21 protein-coding genes are annotated in these 17,168 nt (G+C 67.3%); 14 read left to right on the top strand and 7 right to left on the bottom strand.

Translation table 11 applies throughout. From position 1 onward, the window contains the following. Nucleotides 1-101: 101 nt before the first annotated feature. Together disA and radA are read right to left on the bottom strand one after the other, a co-directional pair. Nucleotides 102-1,181, bottom strand: a complete 1,080-nt coding sequence (gene disA, locus LQF10_RS15600) for a DNA integrity scanning diadenylate cyclase DisA (RefSeq protein ID WP_231064733.1) — start codon at nucleotides 1,179-1,181, stop codon at nucleotides 102-104. 32 nt (nucleotides 1,182-1,213) lie between these two features. After that, the gene (radA, locus tag LQF10_RS15595; protein WP_231064732.1) at nucleotides 1,214-2,680 is read right to left on the bottom strand and encodes a DNA repair protein RadA; all 1,467 of its coding nucleotides are present in this window, start codon (nucleotides 2,678-2,680) and stop codon (nucleotides 1,214-1,216) included. A gap of 185 nt (nucleotides 2,681-2,865) precedes the next feature. Between radA and LQF10_RS15590 the strand changes: the two genes are divergently transcribed. From LQF10_RS15590 to LQF10_RS15580, 3 genes are read left to right on the top strand one after another with little or no spacing between them, the layout of a single operon-like run. Further along, nucleotides 2,866-3,531 (top strand): hypothetical protein, encoded by a 666-nt coding sequence (locus LQF10_RS15590; RefSeq protein ID WP_231064731.1) that lies wholly within the window; start codon nucleotides 2,866-2,868, stop codon nucleotides 3,529-3,531. A gap of 29 nt (nucleotides 3,532-3,560) precedes the next feature. Further along, nucleotides 3,561-4,379: a pyrroline-5-carboxylate reductase gene (gene proC, locus LQF10_RS15585; protein WP_231064730.1), complete on the top strand. Its 819-nt coding sequence runs from the start codon at nucleotides 3,561-3,563 to the stop codon at nucleotides 4,377-4,379. 39 nt (nucleotides 4,380-4,418) lie between these two features. Next, nucleotides 4,419-5,135: a hypothetical protein gene (locus LQF10_RS15580; RefSeq protein ID WP_231064729.1), complete on the top strand. Its 717-nt coding sequence runs from the start codon at nucleotides 4,419-4,421 to the stop codon at nucleotides 5,133-5,135. Between the two features lie 16 nt (nucleotides 5,136-5,151). Here the strand turns inward: LQF10_RS15580 and LQF10_RS15575 are convergent, their stop codons facing one another. Together LQF10_RS15575 and LQF10_RS15570 are read right to left on the bottom strand one after the other, a co-directional pair. Further along, on the bottom strand, nucleotides 5,152-5,847 hold the full coding sequence (locus LQF10_RS15575; protein WP_231064728.1) for a potassium channel family protein: 696 nt from the start codon (nucleotides 5,845-5,847) through the stop codon (nucleotides 5,152-5,154). Further along, nucleotides 5,840-7,195 carry a TrkH family potassium uptake protein gene (locus LQF10_RS15570; protein WP_231067363.1) on the bottom strand — a complete coding sequence of 452 codons (1,356 nt, stop codon included), beginning with the start codon at nucleotides 7,193-7,195 and terminating at the stop codon, nucleotides 5,840-5,842. The genes LQF10_RS15575 and LQF10_RS15570 overlap by 8 nt, the downstream gene beginning before the upstream one ends. 200 nt (nucleotides 7,196-7,395) lie before the next feature. Here LQF10_RS15570 and LQF10_RS15565 point away from each other — a divergent pair, with 200 nt between their 5' ends. The 4 genes from LQF10_RS15565 (at nucleotide 7,396) to LQF10_RS15550 (ending at nucleotide 9,519) form a co-directional block, all read left to right on the top strand. Further along, nucleotides 7,396-8,577 carry an acetoin utilization protein AcuC gene (locus tag LQF10_RS15565; protein WP_231064727.1) on the top strand — a complete coding sequence of 394 codons (1,182 nt, stop codon included), beginning with the start codon at nucleotides 7,396-7,398 and terminating at the stop codon, nucleotides 8,575-8,577. 124 nt (nucleotides 8,578-8,701) lie between these two features. Then, on the top strand, nucleotides 8,702-8,917 hold the full coding sequence (locus LQF10_RS15560) for a helix-turn-helix domain-containing protein (RefSeq protein ID WP_231064726.1): 216 nt from the start codon (nucleotides 8,702-8,704) through the stop codon (nucleotides 8,915-8,917). Nucleotides 8,918-9,055: 138 nt separating this feature from the next. Continuing rightward, the gene (locus tag LQF10_RS15555; protein ID WP_076808172.1) at nucleotides 9,056-9,154 is read left to right on the top strand and encodes a 30S ribosomal protein bS22; all 99 of its coding nucleotides are present in this window, start codon (nucleotides 9,056-9,058) and stop codon (nucleotides 9,152-9,154) included. Between the two features lie 128 nt (nucleotides 9,155-9,282). After that, nucleotides 9,283-9,519 carry a glutaredoxin family protein gene (locus LQF10_RS15550; protein ID WP_231064725.1) on the top strand — a complete coding sequence of 79 codons (237 nt, stop codon included), beginning with the start codon at nucleotides 9,283-9,285 and terminating at the stop codon, nucleotides 9,517-9,519. Nucleotides 9,520-9,617: 98 nt separating this feature from the next. Here LQF10_RS15550 and LQF10_RS15545 read toward each other — a convergent pair whose 3' ends face one another. Further along, on the bottom strand, nucleotides 9,618-10,169 hold the full coding sequence (locus LQF10_RS15545) for a YceI family protein (protein WP_231064724.1): 552 nt from the start codon (nucleotides 10,167-10,169) through the stop codon (nucleotides 9,618-9,620). A gap of 105 nt (nucleotides 10,170-10,274) precedes the next feature. On the opposite strand from LQF10_RS15545, the gene LQF10_RS15540 reads away from it, so the two are divergent. From LQF10_RS15540 to ccsB, 6 genes are all read left to right on the top strand, one after another. Beyond that, nucleotides 10,275-10,745, top strand: a complete 471-nt coding sequence (locus tag LQF10_RS15540; protein WP_231064723.1) for a MarR family winged helix-turn-helix transcriptional regulator — start codon at nucleotides 10,275-10,277, stop codon at nucleotides 10,743-10,745. Nucleotides 10,746-10,923: 178 nt separating this feature from the next. Continuing rightward, a complete protein-coding gene (locus LQF10_RS15535) occupies nucleotides 10,924-11,568 on the top strand; it encodes a histidine phosphatase family protein (RefSeq protein WP_231064722.1) in 645 nt (214 codons plus the stop codon). Next, entirely contained in the window at nucleotides 11,565-12,170 is a 606-nt protein-coding gene (locus LQF10_RS15530; protein ID WP_231064721.1) for a TlpA family protein disulfide reductase, read from the top strand. The genes LQF10_RS15535 and LQF10_RS15530 overlap by 4 nt, the downstream gene beginning before the upstream one ends. A 5-nt stretch (nucleotides 12,171-12,175) precedes the next feature. Next, nucleotides 12,176-12,970, top strand: coding sequence for a cytochrome c biogenesis CcdA family protein (locus LQF10_RS15525; protein ID WP_435531453.1), 795 nt, complete (start codon nucleotides 12,176-12,178; stop codon nucleotides 12,968-12,970). Continuing rightward, nucleotides 12,967-14,592 (top strand): cytochrome c biogenesis protein ResB, encoded by a 1,626-nt coding sequence (resB, locus tag LQF10_RS15520; RefSeq protein WP_231064719.1) that lies wholly within the window; start codon nucleotides 12,967-12,969, stop codon nucleotides 14,590-14,592. Before LQF10_RS15525 ends, resB begins: the two co-directional genes overlap by 4 nt. Next, nucleotides 14,589-15,551, top strand: a complete 963-nt coding sequence (ccsB, locus tag LQF10_RS15515) for a c-type cytochrome biogenesis protein CcsB (RefSeq protein WP_231064718.1) — start codon at nucleotides 14,589-14,591, stop codon at nucleotides 15,549-15,551. Before resB ends, ccsB begins: the two co-directional genes overlap by 4 nt. Here ccsB and LQF10_RS15510 read toward each other — a convergent pair. Beyond that, the gene (locus LQF10_RS15510; protein WP_231064717.1) at nucleotides 15,536-15,949 is read right to left on the bottom strand and encodes a PLD nuclease N-terminal domain-containing protein; all 414 of its coding nucleotides are present in this window, start codon (nucleotides 15,947-15,949) and stop codon (nucleotides 15,536-15,538) included. The genes ccsB and LQF10_RS15510 overlap by 16 nt on opposite strands. Before the next feature lie 22 nt (nucleotides 15,950-15,971). Between LQF10_RS15510 and LQF10_RS15505 the strand changes: the two genes are divergently transcribed. Continuing rightward, nucleotides 15,972-16,313 carry a DUF4229 domain-containing protein gene (locus LQF10_RS15505; protein WP_231064716.1) on the top strand — a complete coding sequence of 114 codons (342 nt, stop codon included), beginning with the start codon at nucleotides 15,972-15,974 and terminating at the stop codon, nucleotides 16,311-16,313. Here the strand turns inward: LQF10_RS15505 and LQF10_RS15500 are convergent. Next, a complete protein-coding gene (locus LQF10_RS15500; protein ID WP_231064715.1) occupies nucleotides 16,272-17,141 on the bottom strand; it encodes a 1,4-dihydroxy-2-naphthoate polyprenyltransferase in 870 nt (289 codons plus the stop codon). The genes LQF10_RS15505 and LQF10_RS15500 overlap by 42 nt on opposite strands. Nucleotides 17,142-17,168: the final 27 nt, after the last annotated feature.

Below are 17,168 nucleotides of genomic sequence, written 5' to 3'. Positions count from 1 at the left end.
AGCCCGTCCGACCGCCAGGCGGGGCGAGCAAGGATCAGCACCGCATTCAAGCCGGTCGGTGGCTCGTCGTGCGCGCGCTGGCGACGCGCTACGACGCTCTCTCAGGCGAACCGCTCCAACAACGACGATTCTGCTTGACGGGACAACCCTTCGCGCACGGAGCGCGCGCGCTGGGCGCCGACGCTGTGAACGACCTCGAGGTCATCGATCGTGGCGGCGAGCATCTTCTGCAGAGTGCCGAAGTGTTCCACCAGATCAGTGACGACCGACATCGGAAGTCGTGGAATACGGGTGAGAATCCGGTAGCCACGGGGTGCGATCGCAGAGTCGAGCGAATCTCCCTGCCTACCTCCCACGCCGAGGATGCGGGCGATCTGGGTGAGATCGATCAACTGCGTCGAGTCCAGCCCGGCGAGCGCGCCGAGCACATCGTCAAGGCTGCGTGCGCTGCGGGAGTCCACGTAGTCCCTCGCCACCAGTTCGAGGTCGGGCCCGATCCCGCCGATGAGTTCATCGAACTGAAGCGAGAGCAACCGGCCATTCGTGCCGAGTTCGACCACGTAGTCGGAGATCTCGGCTGAGATTCGCCGCACCATCTCCAGGCGCTGCATCACCGCAGCGACGTCACGCACCGTCACCAGATCCTCGATCTCCAGCGCCGACAGCGTGCCGGAGACCTCGTCCAGCCGAGCCTTGTACCGCTCGAGCGTGGCCAATGCCTGGTTTGCCCGCGAGAGGATCACATCGGAGTCTTCGAGCACATACCGCTGGCCACCCACGTACAGCGCAACGATCCGCATCGACTGGCTCACTGAGATCACCGGGAACCCGGTCTGCTTGGCCGTCCGCTCAGCGGTCCGGTGCCGGGTGCCGGACTCAGTGGTCTCGATCGAGGAGTCCGGGAGCATCTGGACGGCCGCCCGCAGAATCCGCGCGGCGCCGTGATCCACCACGATGGCCCCGTCCATCTTCGCCAGCTCCCGCAGCCGCGTCGAGGAGAACAGCACGTCCAGCTCGAACCCGCCTGAGCAGATCTGGGCCACCGTGTCGTCGTACCCGAGCACGATCAGGGCGCCGGTACGCCCTCTCAGGATGCGCTCGAGGCCATCGCGCAGCTCCGTCCCCGGTGCTACGGCACGTAGCGTCTCGCGCAACAGTGGGGGGAGCGTGGAATCGGGCACCCGAGGACCTTTCTGCTGAACTGCGCGAGTGATCATGAATCGACAGGTTTGATGGACGTGAGTCGACCCTTCTCGCGATTCATCGTAGTCGGCGAGCGCCGTTCAGGTGCTGCCGGTCGAAGTCCCTCCAGCGTGAACAGCGCATTGTGGATCGTCGCTACCTCCAGGAGCTCGACATTCTCCGGAACGCGCCCCGCACTGCCGCTGGTGCCGATCGGCACCAACATGCGGCGATATCCGAGCCGTGCTGCCTCAGCGAGTCGTTGCGTCATCATCCCGACACGGCGGATGTCCCCAGACAGGGAGACCTCTCCAATGGCGGCGAAATCCAACGGAATCGCGATCTCGTTCACCGCCGAGGCGATCGCCAGGCACACGGCGAGGTCGGTCGCGGGATCGGTCGAGCGCATCCCGCCCACGGTCGCCGTGAAGACGTCCTTATCGTGCAGTCGTACCCCGCCGAGGCGTTCGGTGATGGCGATCAACATCGATACCCGGGAGGTGTCCAGACCGCTCACCCCGCGGCGCGGGTTCGGCGCCGTGCTCGGCGAGACCAGCGCCTGCATCTCGGCGATCATCGGCCGCCGTCCCTCCACCGTGACGGTCAGGCAGGTACCCGGAACCGGGGAGGCGCGAAGGCTGCGGAACAGACTGCTCGGGTCTGCGACCTCCACGATTCCCCCGTCGGTCTGCTCGAAGCAGGCCACCTCGTCCGCCGGCCCGAACCGGTTCTTGATTGTGCGCAGCATCCGCAGCGGGGTTTGCTTGTCGCCCTCCATCGCCAGCGTGGTGTCGGCGATGTGCTCCAACGCCCGCGGCCCTGCCAACGTGGACTCCTTGGTCACCTGACCCACCAGCAACATCGGCAGGTTCCGCGCTTTCGCCAGGCGGGTGAGGGTAGAGGCCACTTCCATCACCTGCGCGACGCCACCGGCGCGACCGTCCACCTCGGCCGATGCGATCGCCTGGACGGAATCCACGATCATCAGAGCGGGCTCGCCGTCGAGCGCTTCCAAATGCCCCAGCGTCTCGCTCAGTTCGTTGCTGTCGGCGAGTAGCAGGTGCTCATCGGCAGCACCGATTCGCCGCGCCCGCGTGGCCAACTGCTGGACCGACTCCTCACCGGAGACGTACAGCACCGGCCTGCCGGTCGCGGCAGCCACGGCATCGGCAGCGGTCAGCAGCAAGGTGGACTTGCCGGCACCCGGTTCGCCTGCGAGGAGCACCACTTGCCCGGGAACCAGCCCGCCGCCCAGGACCCTGTCGAGCTCGCGCAGCCCCGTGGACAGGCGCGAATCAGCGGCGTCGATCTCGATCTCACGGACCCGACGCGCCGGCCGCACGGGGGCACGGGTCGTGCGAGTGGACTTGAGCCCAGCCGCAGTGGTGGGCGCTGCCTCCTCGATCGTGGCGTATGCGCCGCACTTCTGGCAGCGTCCGTACCACTTGCCGAATTCCGCGCCGCAGTCGCCGCACACGAAGGTGCTCTTCGCCCTCATGCCGGTGTGCTCCCCATCTGCTCCATTGCGCTCACGGTATCGCTAGGTGCCGACATGAGGCTTCAAGGCCGACGGCGGCGCCCCGTCCGGTCTGTCGCCGTCGCCTCACCTGGAGTGCTTCGTCCTGCCCGGGCCCGCCCCGTACAGTGCCTGCTAGTGCACATCGACCAGCAGAAGGACACGAGATGACCATCAGCGGGGGCAGGTCCGACAGGCCCCAGGAGCGCGACGAATCCGATGCCGCCGAGACGGCGTCCTCACCCGCTCCCCGTACGACGCGTGCGCGCTCGGCGAAGTCCGGCAAGCGGCGCCTCATCGCTCTCGGTGGCCTCGTCCTCGTTCTGCTGGCGGTGTTGGCCGTCCTAGTGGTTCCTCGCATCATCGGCGATCCGGGCACCTCGGCAGCGCCCACGACCGCCGAACCCGCCCCCGAACCGACGGCACCGGACCCCATCGACCGCGACACCTCCACGCCGCTCGTGGCGGCCCTTCCCGACCAAGTGAACGGGTACGCCGTCACTGCGCAGGAAGAGGACCCCGAGCCACTGGACGCTGATGCTGTGGAGAGCTGGCGGCTCACCTACACCAGCGCCGAGGACGCCGTCACTCTCCGGCTGGCCCAGTGGGAGGAAGTCGAGGAGGCCACGGACGTGCTGACAACTCTCACCGATGACTTGGAGCCCGTGGACTCCGGCGCCGTCGTGGTGGACGGCGACGAGGCGGGCCAGTACGTCGTGGTGGAAGCCGATGGTGGTGCCCGCGCGATCTGGACGAACGCTACGGTCGTCATGATCGCCGAGGGCAGCGACGTCGAAACCGTCACCGAGTTCTACCTCTCCTACCCGCTTTGACGAAGCGACCCAGACACCAAGGAGCACAGATGGCGACCCCCAGTTCCACAGCGTTCATCGGCATCGGGGTGATGGGCGAGGCGATCCTCACCTCCGTGCTGCGTACCGTCGACCCACAGAGCGTCCGAGTGGCGGACGGGCGGATCGAGCACGCCCGGGAGCGCGCCGCCGCGTTCGGGGTGCACGCGGCAGCGCACAACACCGAGGCCGTCGACGGTGCCACCGTCGTCGTACTCGCCGTCAAGCCCAAGGACATCGGTGCGGTGGCCGAGGAGATCGCCCCTGCGCTCGCACCGGGTGCGGTGGTGGTGAGCGTGGCCGCAGGAATCTCGACGGCGTTCCTCGAGTCGCGATTGCCTGCCGGCACCGCGGTGGTGCGGGTGATGCCGAACACCCCAGCCACGATCGGCGAGGGCGTCAGCGTGCTCAGCGCAGGCACGCACGCGACTGAGGACCACCTGGACCAGATTTCGGCTCTCCTCGAAGGAACCGGCGCGGTCTACCGCGTGGACGAGCCCTACCAGGACGCCGTCACGGCCATCTCCGGGTCCGGACCCGCCTACGTCTTCTATCTCATCGACGCCCTCGCCGAAGCAGGTGTGCTCGGAGGGCTGAGCCGCGACCTTGCTCGAGACCTCGCCGTGCGCACTGTTGCAGGCGCCGGAGCGATGGCACAGCAGACCGGCGAACACCCGGTGGTGCTCCGGGAGAAGGTGAGTTCCCCAGCCGGCACCACTGTTGCCGCCATCCGCGAACTGGACGAACGTGGCGTGCGCGCTGCCGTGATCGCTGCCGCTGAGACAGTGCGCACCCGCTCGATCGAGATGGGGCGCGAGCACGGCGCCTAGCGCCTTCCACGCGCTGGCGACCTGGCTATTCTGCTGCGCATGGCGATCGACCACATCCAGAGGGAACTCAACGACCACCGTAGCTTCGGCAAGTCACTGCGCATCAATCGCGCGTCCGTCTCGGTTGCGAGCCTGCTCTTCATCTTCGGGATCGTCGCGGTTCTGTGGAATCTTCGATCCACTCTGCGCACACTGAACAACGACTACTCCACGATCGGTAGTCCTCGGTTCTGGCGGGTCTTCTGGTCGACGCTCGGGGAGAATGACGCGGTCACCGCGTTGCTGTACGCCACTGTGTACGGCGGACCGATTCTGCTCATCCTCGCCGTTGCGCTGTTCCTCTACTCTGCGGTTTCCCGGAACTCCCTGTACGGCAAGCTGTACCGGGACTACCTGGACCGCGGCTACCTGGCGCTCGCCCGCGAGACCGGTCTGCGGGTGTCGGAGAACAAGAAGTCCGGCTCGATCAGCGTCGACCTGCTCACTCATCCCTCGCTCTCTCAGCAGGACAACGAGAGCCTGCTCGGGTACGTGCGACAGCAGGTTGGCGCCGGTGGACCGCAGGTCGTCCAGTGGGTGACCGCGCTGGGCAAGTCCAAGGCGCTCGACCGACCTGTGTCCTTGGCACAGATCATTCCTGGAACGCCGGACGGGCCGCTCCTGAGTGCGAGCAAGCACGAGCGTAGGGCCGTCGTCGTGATCAACCCCAAACCCGGCGAGAAGGTGACGGCGTTGCGTACCTACGATGTGAAGTAGCCGCGCCGCCGACGCGTCATGGCCGGGCGGCGAACTTCTCCAGCAGTACCGTGTCACCGGACAGGATGAGCGTATCGCCGGCGTCGATCCGGGTCTGCGCCGTCGCATACTCGAAGGGCTGCCCGGGTGCTTTCACCCCGATCACGGTCACGCCGTACTTGGACTTGATATCAGCCTGACCCACGGTGAATCCGTGCGTCTCCTTCGGCGGGCGCATCTTCACAATGGTGAAGCCGTCCTCGAGTTCGATGAAGTCAAGCATCCGGCCCGAGACCAGGTGCGCCACGCGTGCGCCGGCGTCATGTTCGGGATAGACCACGTGGTGGGCACCGATCCGCTGCAGAATCCGGCCGTGTTCGGCGGAGATCGCCTTCGCCCAGATCAGCGGGGTGCCCAGGTCCACCAGGTTCCCGGTGATCAGCACGCTTGCCTCGAGTGAGGTGCCCACGCCGACGATGGCGATCGGGAAGTCCTTGGCACCTACCTGTTCCAGTGCCACCGGGTTCGAGGCATCGGCCTCGACCAGGGGAATCCGCCCGCTCCAGTCACGGATCAGGTCGGGGTCCCGTTCGACGGCGAGGACGTCCCGGCCCAGTTCGTCCAATGTGGCAGCCAACGCGCCGCCGAACCGGCCCAGGCCGATCACGAGCACGCTCGCGTCATGGCCCTGGTCGGTGTTGGACGCGGTTCCTCGTGCGAACTTCTTATCCAATGGTCGGCCTCTCCTCGGGGAGTCGGATCACGCGGCGGCGATCACGGAGGGCGAGCGCCGCAGCCAAGGTCATCGTGCCGATACGTCCGGTGAACATCAGCGCCGCCAGCACATATTTGGCCGAGTCGGGCAGATGAGGTGTGATCCCGGTGCTCAAACCGCACGTGGCAAACGCCGAGATCACCTCGAACAGGATCACATCCAGATGCAGATCGGTCAGGATGAGCAGGGACAGGGTGCCGGCCCCCACCAATGTCGCACCTACGAACGCTACGGCGATCGCCAGCCGGAGCATGGTCGGAGCCACTCGTCGTCCGAAAGCCTCGATGTCCGGGTCACCACGCGCTTCGGCAAGAATGGCCAACACCATGACGGCGAACGTCGTCACCTTGATCCCGCCGGCCGTGGAGGCGCTGCCTCCACCGACGAACATCAGCGCATCCTGGACGAGCCAGGTGGCCTCCGACATCGTGCCGATGTCGACGGTGGAGAACCCCGAGGACCGGGGCGTGCCACCGGCCAGCAGCGCCGCCAGGATGCGGTCCCCCACGGGGAGTGCTCCGAACGAGCGAGGGTTGGCCCACTCCAACGCTCCGATCGCCACCACGCCCACCACATACAGGATGGTGCTGGTGGCCAGCGTGAGCTTGGCGTGCAGCGACCAGTGCCGCGGTCTGCGCCAACTGCCGGCAATGGACAGGATCGCCGGGAATCCGAGTGCACCGACGAAACCGCCGATGATGATCGGCAGGTTCATCCACCAGTCACCCACGAACTGACCGAGGCCGCCCACCTCGATGATGAAACCGGCGTTGTTGAAGATCGAGACAGACTGGAACAGCGCGTGCCAGATCGCCGTGCCGAGCGAGTGCTCGAGCAGCAGGTACTTCGGAAGCAGCACCACGAACAACGCACTCTCGAGCACGGCAATCGTGACGAGCACCACGCGCACCAGGGAGCCGACCTCACCGAGGCGCGTCGTCTTGGTCTCCGCCGCTGCGAGCAGCTTCTGCGTCAGTCCGATCCGGCGCGAGACGGCCAGCCCGAGGATCGAGGCGAGCGTCATCACCCCCAGACCGCCGATCTGGATCCCGATCAGGATCACCGCCTGGCCGAACGTGGACCAGTAGACAGCCGTGTCCACGGTGACCAGCCCCGTCACGCACACTGCCGAGGTGGCCGTGAACAGGGCGTCCGCGAACGGTGCGGTCTCCCCGCTGGCGGTGGCGATCGGCAGCGAGAGCAGCGCCGTCACGATGGCGATGACCGATGCGAACACGATGAGGGTCAGCCGTGCTGGGGAACGGCGGGCGACGTCGTCCACGCGTTCGCGCAGTCGCGCCAGCATACCGACGTCGTCGCCGATGCGGTAAGTGCCCTCCCGTGCCACGGTTCTCCTGATCGCCGCCACTCACGAACGTGCCCACTGTGCCATGGCGACGCCGGTCTGTGGCCCGCCCGCGCGCAAACCTCACCCGTGCCGTTCCGAAAAGGGCGGCCAGTCCACGACCGTGCCGCCAGCATCGCCAAGCCGCGCTACCGTGAAGCATGGCCTTTCCCGTCACCGTGCCGTGGAGCGACGATCTGCTCTCCTACGATTTCGGGCCCGGGCATCCCATGGCGCCGATTCGGCTGCGGCTCACCCTGGACCTGATCGAGGCCCTTGGTCTGTGGGAGATCCCGGGTGTGTGCATGGTGGGTGCGGAGGTTGCCTCCGATGAGGAGTTGGCGCTGGTCCACGAGACCGACTACGTGGCGGCTGTACGGGCCGCTTCCACCGGAACGCCGGACCGTGCACGCGGGCTCGGAACCACTGATGACCCGATCTTCGCCGGAATGCATGAGGCGTCGGCTCGGATCGCCGGAGCCACGCTGGCCGCTGCACGCGCCGTCTGGCAAGACGTGCCGCGGCAGGCTGTCAGTCTCGCCGGCGGAATGCACCACGCGATGCCGGGCAGGGCAGGCGGATTCTGCATCTACAACGACGTGGCCGTGGCGATTGCCTGGTTGCTCGAACACGGATGTGAACGGGTGCTGTACCTGGATGTGGACGCCCACCACGGTGATGGCGTGGAGCGCACCTTCTGGGACGATCCTCGGGTGGTGACCATTTCGATACACCAGAGCGGCCAGACGCTGTTTCCCGGCACCGGATTTGCCCAGGACATCGGCGGCCCGAATGCCCGCGGTTCGGCCATCAACCTCGCGCTGCCCGAAGGGACAGGGGACAATGCGTGGCTGCGGGGGATCGAGGCGGTCACGGCGCCGGTGCTGGCCGAGTTCGCACCGCAGGTGATCGTCAGCCAGCACGGATGCGACACCCATCATCGGGATCCGCTCACCGGGATGGACATTTCGGTGGATGGGCAACGGATGGCCGCACAGATGGTGCAGCACTGGGCACATCGCCACGGCGGCGGGCGATGGCTGGCCACCGGTGGCGGCGGGTACGACGTCATCTCCACAGTGCCGAGATCGTGGGCGCATCTCCTCGCCGTGAGCGCCGGAGCGCACCTTCCGGTGGAGACTCTGGTTCCGGAGGGGTGGTTGCGCCGAGTTCGCACGCTCACCGATGGCGAGATCCCAGTCACGATGTCGGACGGTCGCGCCCCGCAGTTGCGCTCCTGGGTGGATGGATTCGACCCGGCTGACCCGGTGGATCAGGCGATCGCAGCTACCCGGCGAGCGGCATTTCCATGGCGCGGTCTTGACCCGCTGACGGCCGAGTGATGGTGCACGAGGTTCCCGTTGAGCCCCTCCTACCCCTAAGATGCACTTCTGGGGCCCCACACAAGTGAGCCGGCGGTGCACCGATCGCACCGGCGACCAGACGCAGACGAGGGAGACGAGGGACATGGCCGACGCCGCCGCGCCGCGCTTCCTCACCGTTGCTGAGGTAGCCGAGATGGCGCGAGTCTCGCGGATGACCGTGTACCGCATGGTGCACTCGGGTGAACTCCCAGCGATCCGCGTCGGGAAGTCGTACCGCGTGCCCCAGGCGGCCGTTGAGGAGATGCTCTCCGGTGGCCTCGAGGACTGGGGAGAGACCCGGTCCATCTCCGGACACTGAGCCCTACCGGCGCCGGTGGCGGGCCAGACGGGTCGGTGCGACGGGTAGAATGTCCTGATGTTCTGTCCGACGTGAACCGAGACGCACCGTGAGTGCATGGTTAGGTTCTCGTTTTTCGTCCAGTCGTAGTGAGGTCCCGTGGGTTCAGTTGTCAAGAAGCGTCGTAAGCGGATGTCGAAGAAGAAGCATCGCAAGCTGCTCCGCAGGACGCGTCACCAGCGCCGCAACAAGAAGTAGACGGCGCGCCTGCGCCGGGCCGGATCGCTCGTTCCCGTTCGCGGGTGCGGTCCGGCCTTTCGCGCGCCCGGGCTCCGTCGCAGCACCCTGGTAGTGCCCTGACGATGCGGCTCGCGTAGCCTGGCCCGGTGGATGCGCGCGTAGTTCTGTACTCCCGCCCCGGCTGCCACCTGTGCGATGACGCCCGACGCGTCGTGCGGGCGATCTGTGCACGCACCGGAGACGGGTGGGTTGAGATCGACATCGACGGCGATGCCGAACTGACCCAGCGATATGGCGAACTCATTCCGATGGTACTGGTCGACGGTGCGCAGGTCGGCTATTTCCGGATCGATCCAGCACGGCTCGAGGCTGCGCTCGCCTGAGACGACGAACGTCAGGCGAGCGACGAGGGTGCCCTGAGTGTCGCCGATCGCTCAGATTGCGACACTCAAGCCACCCTCGCTCGTTCCTGCCGGAGTACTCAGGCCTGCTTCGCCGCCTGAACCTCGATCGAGATCGTCACCTTGTCGCCCACGAGAAGGCCGCCACCCTCCAGAGCGACGTTCCAGGTGAGGTCGAAGTCCTTGCGGGAGATGACCGTCTGCGCGGAGAACCCGACCTTCTCCTCGCCATCCCCGGAGGCGAGGGCTCCGTTGAACTCCACATCAAGGGCCACCTGCCGTGTGACGCCGTTGATCGTGAGGTCGCCGTGGAGGGTGAACTCCTCGCCGGCTCCTTCCACCGAGGTGCTCGCGAACGTCCATTCCGGGTTGCTCGCTGAATCCCAGAAGTCGGGGCTGGTCAGGTGCCCGTCGCGCTGTTCGTTGCCGGTGTGCACTGATCCGGACTGGATCGTCACCTGAGCTGAGGAGTCGGCGAAGTTCTCAGCGATGGTGAAGTGTCCGCTGAAATCGGTGAACCGGCCGCGCACCTTGGAGATGCCGGAGTGGCGGACGACGAAGCCGACCTCGCTGTGGACGGTATCGATGGCGTAGGTGCCGACGGGAATGGTGCTCACGGTGGTCGTGCTCACGAGTGCTCCTTCATGTGGATGATTGAATGTTGTAGTAATTACCGTGACGGACAACTACCCTCCTGTCAAGAGGTGCACGTGATCGGCTCACCAGGAAGGACCGAGATGACGCAGCCGCGATGGCTGGATCAGGAACAGCAGCGCTATTGGCGGTCCCTCCTCGAAGGGTGTTGGTCGCTCTTTGAGGCACTTGGCCACGACCTGGAGGAGGCCGCCGACCTCTCGATGAACGAGTACGAGGTTCTCGTCCGGCTCAGCGAATCCGAGGATCGTTCGCTGCGGATGTCCCACCTTGCCGACCAGGTGGTCTCCTCGCGTTCTCGGCTGACCCACACGGTGCGACGGATGGAAGCCGCCGGTCTGGTCGAGCGCCGCAGCAACTGTGACGATGGCCGTGGTGTGGACTGTGTGCTCACCGATTCCGGCTACGCCCGCCTGGTAGAGGCGGCTCCGGCGCACGTGGAATCGGTACGCCGCCGCCTCGTCGATCAGCTCTCCCCGGAGCAACTGAAGACAGTAGGCGAGGCGTTCGAGCGCATCACCGCCGAGATCGACGCCGAACGAGAGGGCCGCTAGCGCCCGTCCCCGCTGCCCGCTGCCCGCTGCCCGCTGCCCGCTGCCCGCTGCCCGCTGCCCGCTGCCCGCTGCCCGCTGCCCGCTCCGAGCGAATCAGCATTGGCCATAGTGAGGCGCCTCACTGTGCGGTGCTTCGCCGTCGTGCCTGGTGCCGGCGGGAATTTGCGACACTGGTGCCATGGCGTACACGACGGTCCACCTCCTGCGGCACGGCGAGGTCTATAACCCTGAGCGTGTGTTGTACGGACGGTTGGATGGCTACCACCTCTCCGAACGAGGCCGGGAGATGGCCGCGCGGGTGGCGCACACGCTCAGCGACCGCGGCGCCGACATCGTCTCCGTCACGGCGTCACCATTGCTGCGTGCCCAGGAGACCGCCGCGCCCGTTGCCGAGGCCTTTGGCCTGGAGATCACTACCGACGACCGGGTGATCGAGGCCGGGAACGACTTCGAGGGCACCGCCGTGGCGAAAGATCCTGCCCAGCTGCTGCACCCCGCTCGATTCGCCAAACTGCTGAACCCATGGCGCCCTTCCTGGGGAGAACCGTACGTCGAGGTCATCGCCCGCATGACGGCGGCCATCCGGGACGTGCGCGCCCGCGCCGAGGGTCACGAGGCCGTGGTGGTCTCCCACCAGCTCCCGATCTGGTCCATGCGCCGCCGCCTGGAGGGTCGGTCGATGCTGCACGACCCGCGTCAGCGGCGCTGCACCCTCGCCTCGCTGACCTCCCTCACCTTCGACGACGGCACACTTGTGGCGCTCGACTACGACGAACCGTGCCGTGATCTTCTTCCGGACTCCTCCACGGCGGTCCTTCCGTGACCACTGCGTTCACCGGTCCGGGCCGCCGGGGAATGTTCCGGGTGGCGGCGATGGTCGCCGGCGCAGCCCTCCTCGCCGGATGTGCCGGTCAGGACGCGATCGAAGACGATGGGGCAAGTTCTGGATACGTCGCCGGTGACGGCACCATCGAGACCTGGGCGCTCGACGAACGGGGCGAACCGGTGGAACTCGGGGGCGAGAGCTTTCACGAGGAACCGATCGACATCGCCGACTGGCGCGGTGGGCCGGTGGTGGTGAACTTCTGGTACGCCGAATGTCCGCCGTGCCGTGCCGAGGCACCGGACCTGGCCCAGGTGTCCCAGGACTATGCCGACGCCGGCGTGCGCTTTCTCGGCGTGAACCACACGAACGATGCCGGCACCGCGCTGGCCTTCGAACGCCGCTTCGAGGTGCCCTATCCGAGTCTGCACGATCGTGACGCCGAAGGGGTGGCTGCGATGCAGGGCGCCGTGCCGCTGCAGGCGATGCCAAGCACGGTGGTGCTCGATCAGGAGGGCCGGGTGGCCGCGCGGGTGATCGGGCTCGTTGAGGCGAGCACCCTCAGCGGCCTACTCGATGACGTCCTCGCCGAAGCACCGTGAACTGGCTGAGCGACCTCGGCGCGGTGTTCGCCGAAACAGTGTTCTCCGGTTCGCTGCTGGCCGCCGCACCCGTGGCCTTGATCGCAGGCTTCATCTCCTTCGCCTCCCCATGCGTGCTGCCACTGGTGCCCGGATACCTCGGCTACGTCGGTGGGATGGTCGGTGCCGATGCCTCAGGCACCAGGTCGGGAGGCGGCGGTACAGCCACCGTCTCCACCCGGGCGCGCCGCCGCCTGGTCCTCGGCGTGCTCGCCTTCGTGGCCGGATTCACCGCTGTGTTCACAGCGACCACGATGGCCCTGGCCGGAGTGGGCCTCGCCCTCGTGCAGTGGCAGGAGGAGATCACCCGGGTACTCGGGGTCGTGGTGATCCTGATGGGCCTGGCCTTTCTCGGCGCGGTCCCGTTCCTGCAGCGCGAACGCCGGATCCAGCTCAGCCCGCGGGCCGGCGTGTGGGGTGCCCCGCTGCTGGGCGTGGTGTTCGGTCTTGGCTGGATACCCTGCATCGGACCCACGCTCGCCGCCGTGCAGACCCTCGCCATTGACGGCGCGAACCCCGGGCGAGCCCTGGTGCTCGTCCTGCTTTACTGCCTCGGACTGGGCCTGCCGTTCGTGCTCGTGGCGCTGGGTCTGCGCTCCTCACAGCGGATGCTCTCGGTGCTGCGCCGGCATCGGCTGCTCATCAAACGCATCGGCGGTGGCCTGCTGGTGCTGATCGGGCTTGCCCTGGTGACTGGCCTGTGGGGGCAGTTCGTGGGCGGGATCCAAGGTCTCATCGCCGATTTCGAGGTGCTCGTGTGAGCCGCTACGAACCCGTCGGTCTCAAAGATGCCTCATCGCCCGATTCAGGGACGCGGACGGCCGGTGGTCCGCGCCTGGGCGCTCGCGGCTGGCTGCGCTGGATCTGGCGTCAGCTCACCAGCATGCGGGTGGCGCTCCTGCTCCTGCTGCTGCTCGCGGTGGTGGCCCTGCCCGGTGCGTTCTTCCCGCAGCGGCCTTCCGATCCGAACAGCGTGCTGCAGTACTACCGGGACCACCCGGATACGGCCGAACTACTCGAGACCCTGCATCTGTTCGATGTGTACTCCTCCCCGTGGTTCTCCGCGGTGTACCTGCTGCTGTTCACCTCGCTGATCGGGTGCATCGTGCCGCGCACCTGGTCCCATCTGCGCAACCTTCGCGCCGAGCCGACCCGCGTACCGCGCCAGCTGTCCCGCTTCGAGGTGCGCTCCGAACTGCGGGTTCCGGGTGATCCCGCCGAAGCTGAGCGCACGCTGCTGGCAGCCTTGGGCCGGCGGTACACCCGCCGTAGCGGTACCGAACAGCGGGCGACGGCGTCCGGTCAGGTTCGCACCATCTCCGCCGAACGGGGAAGAGGACGCGAGACCGGTAACCTGATCTTCCACCTCGCCCTGGTGGGCCTGCTCGTGGTGACGGCGTGGGGCCAGTTGGTGCACTACCGGGGGCAGATCGTGGTGGTCGAGGGACACACCTTCGTGAACGCTCCGCTCGACTACGACTCCTTCGACACCGGAGCCTGGTTCGATGCCGACTCCGTGGAACCGTTCCGGCTCCGGCTGGACGACTTCTCCTCCGTGTTCACCGACGACGCCCAACCGCGGGAGTTCACCGCCTCGGTGACGATGCTCTCCCCGGACGGTGCCGCACGGGAGCAGGACATCCGGTTGAACCACCCGCTGGAGACCGACTCGACGCGCGTGTACCTCTCGGGCAACGGCTACGCCCCGGACGTCACGGTCACCGATGCCGACGGAGAGGTGGCGTTCGCCGGGCCGACGATGTTCCTGCCCTCGGGTGACCTCTTCTACACCTCCAACGGGGTGATCATGGCGCCCGGCGCCGCACGGGCCGAGGAGCAGCTCGGATTCAGCGGGGTGCTGCTTCCCACCGTGGTGGAGAGCCCTGAGGGCGAACCGATCGGTTCGGCCTACCCGGAGGCGATTGATCCGGTGCTCGTGCTCACCCTGTACGTCGGCGACCTCGGCTTGGATGATGGTCAGCCGCAGAGCCTGTTCACCTTGGACACCACGAACATGGAGCAGGTCACCGGTGCTGACGGCGAGCCCGTGCGCCTCGTTTTGCGACCGGGCGAGACGCTCGACCTGCCAGACGGACTCGGCACGATCACCTTCGAGGACCTGCCCCGGTTCGCCGCGCTCGACGTGCGTTACGACCCGTCCATCGTGTGGATGGGCATCTTCGCCGGTCTGGCGTTCGTGGGCCTGATCGGTTCCCTGTTCCTGCCCAGGCGTCGCGTCTGGGCAAAGATCGCCCCCGGACCCGGCGGCACTACAGTGGTGACGGCAGCAGCCCTGGCCCGTGGGGACGACCCCGGGTTACGTCGTGAGCTGGACCGGATCCTCGGCCCCCTCGGCGAGCAGACGAAGGAGAACAGATCATGATCGGGACGTACAGCACGCTCCTCGTCTACGCAGCGATGGCCTGCTATGTGATCGCCATGGTCGCCTTTGCGGTGGACGTCTCAGCCCTGGGTACCGGAGCGAGCAAGAATCGGCGTCGCCGGGCCGCTGGGATCGGTATGGCCATGACGTGGCTCGCCGCCGTGGTCCTGCTGGTAGCGCTCGTCTTGCGCGGATTCGCTGCCGGACGGGTGCCGTGGGCGAACATGTACGAGTTCACCCTCATGTTCACGTTCTTCCTGACGGCGATCTTCCTGGTGGTGCAGCGCCGCCGGGACATCCGCTTTGTGGGAGTGGGTGTTGCCCTGCTTTCGTTCCTCGCCCTGTTCCTGGCCGTGGCAGTTCTCTACGTGGCAGCTGACGGCGTGCAGCCCGCCCTGGACAGCTACTGGCTGATCATCCACGTCTCGGTAGCCACGCTGGCCACCGGTCTGTTCGGGGTCAGTGCGTTGCTCTCGATCCTGCAGTTGGTCAAGGGCAGTGGCGAGCGCTCCGGCGCACGCTCGGTCGCTGCACAGGAGTCCGGTCCCGATCCCGTCACCGGAGGATCCGGCGCCGCTGGGGGCGTGGCGACGGCGGTCAAGGCCGGCACGGTCTCCCCGTTGACCCGCGTGCTCGACGCCTTCCCGGCCGCTACGGACCTGGAGCGGATCGCCTACCGGTTGAACGCCGTCGGCTTCGTGGCCTGGACCTTCACCCTGGTGGCCGGAGCGATCTGGGCCGAGCACGCCTGGGGCCGGCCATGGGGCTGGGATCCGAAGGAGACCTGGACGTTCGTGGTCTGGGTGATCTACGCCGCCTACCTGCACGCACGGGTGACCACCGGCTGGGCGGCGAACAGGTTCGCCTACTTCGCCCTGATGGGATTCGTGGCCCTGCTCGCGAACTTCTACATCGTGAACATCTTCTTCAACGGGCGGCACTCCTACTCGGGCTTGTGACCGCCTGAGGTGCCGTTCTCGGAGTCCGAATCGGACTCGAAATCGGTCTCCGCAGCGCCCGGCTCACCGGTGGTGTCCCCTTCGGTCGCCTCATCGCCGCCGGGGGAGTCGGCACCAGGATGTGGCCGGGTACGCCGGTCCAGATCGGCCAGAAAGGCCGGGTCGTCATCCGGGGCGAGTGGCCCCGTGCGACGCCGTGGTGCCGGCTGACCGGAGGCGCCTGCGCTGCGGGAGACCAACAGCCAGATCAGCGCGCCGAGCACCGGTAGCGCGACGATCAGGGTGACCCACAGCCACGTGGGTAGGTTCTTGCGCCGCTGCTCCTCACCGCCGACACAGTCGATCACCGAGTACACGGTGAGGGCCAGCACGACCAGCCCGAGCAACACAAACCTCATCCGATGAGCCTACGCTGTGTTCATGCCAGTCCTCGCCTACAGCGTGCTGCGCATCCTCCTGATTGTGGTGGCAGGTTTCGGCCTCTACCTGGCGGGGATGCGCGGTGTGCTGCTCGTTGCCGGCGCCGTGCTCATCGGCGCGGGTCTTTCCTACGTGCTGTTGGAGAAGTTCCGCCGGGCGTCGGCCGCATGGCTGCAAGCACGGGGCGGTGGCAGGCCCAGTCGGTTCGCCGCGGCGCTGGGATCGGACGCGCGCGAAGAAGACGAGATCATCGCCAGACCCGGTGATGAACCGCCAGCGGCCGCGCCACCAGCGCGGACCTCAGACGAGCAGCACGATCCCGAGCCCAAGGCCGAGCGCTAGCTCCAGCAGCCCGGTCCGGGCGAGCACCTGGATCAGCTCGCGGCCGGCAGCACCCCCGAGGACTTGCGCGGAGAGCTGGAACACCGGCAGTACCAGCCAGATCAGGAGCAGCGCCCACGGTGCCCAGAACGCGATGGCCAGTGCACAGGCCACGGCAGCGATCAGCAGGATCACGTAGGCCAGGCGGGCACGCCCCTCGCCCAACCGCACCGCGAGGGTGCGCTTGCCGGCCACCTCGTCCGTGGGGATGTCCCGGATGTTGTTCACCATCAGCAGTGCACACGCCACGGCGCCGATCGAGCACGCCGCCAACACCGCCGGTCCGGTGATCGTGCCGGCCTGGGTGTAGGTGGTGCCGAGCGTCGCCACCAGGCCGAAGAACACGAACACGGCCACCTCACCGAGGCCGCGGTAGCCGTAGGGGTTTCGACCACCGGTGTAGAACCAGCCGGCCAGCACACATGCGGCACCCACCGCGATCAGCCACCACGCCCCGGCCAGGGCGCACAGCAGGAGCCCGAGCACACCGGCCACGGCGAAGGCGGCGAATGCCGCTCGCTTCACTGCCCTCGGGGAAACGGCACCGGAGGCGGTCAGCCGCACCGGGCCCACCCGCGCATCGTCTGTGCCGCGGATGCCGTCGGAGTAGTCGTTGGCGAAATTCACCGCCACCTGCAGGGCGAGCGCGACCCCCGCGGCAAGGACTGCACGCACTGGTGAGGCAGCTCCGGAGAATGCCGCGGCACCGGTACCGGCGAGCACCGGGGCGAGGGCCGCCGGCAGGGTGCGGGGGCGGGCGCCGGTGGCCCAGTCGCGCAGGGTGGGCATGCGGGCTCCGATCAGAGGAGGGAAGGG

The organism is Ruania halotolerans (genome assembly GCF_021049285.1).
GTDB lineage: Bacteria > Actinomycetota > Actinomycetes > Actinomycetales > Beutenbergiaceae > Ruania > Ruania halotolerans.
The sequence above is the reverse complement of the archived record's forward strand: the minus strand, read 5'-3'. Positions and strand labels throughout refer to the sequence as shown.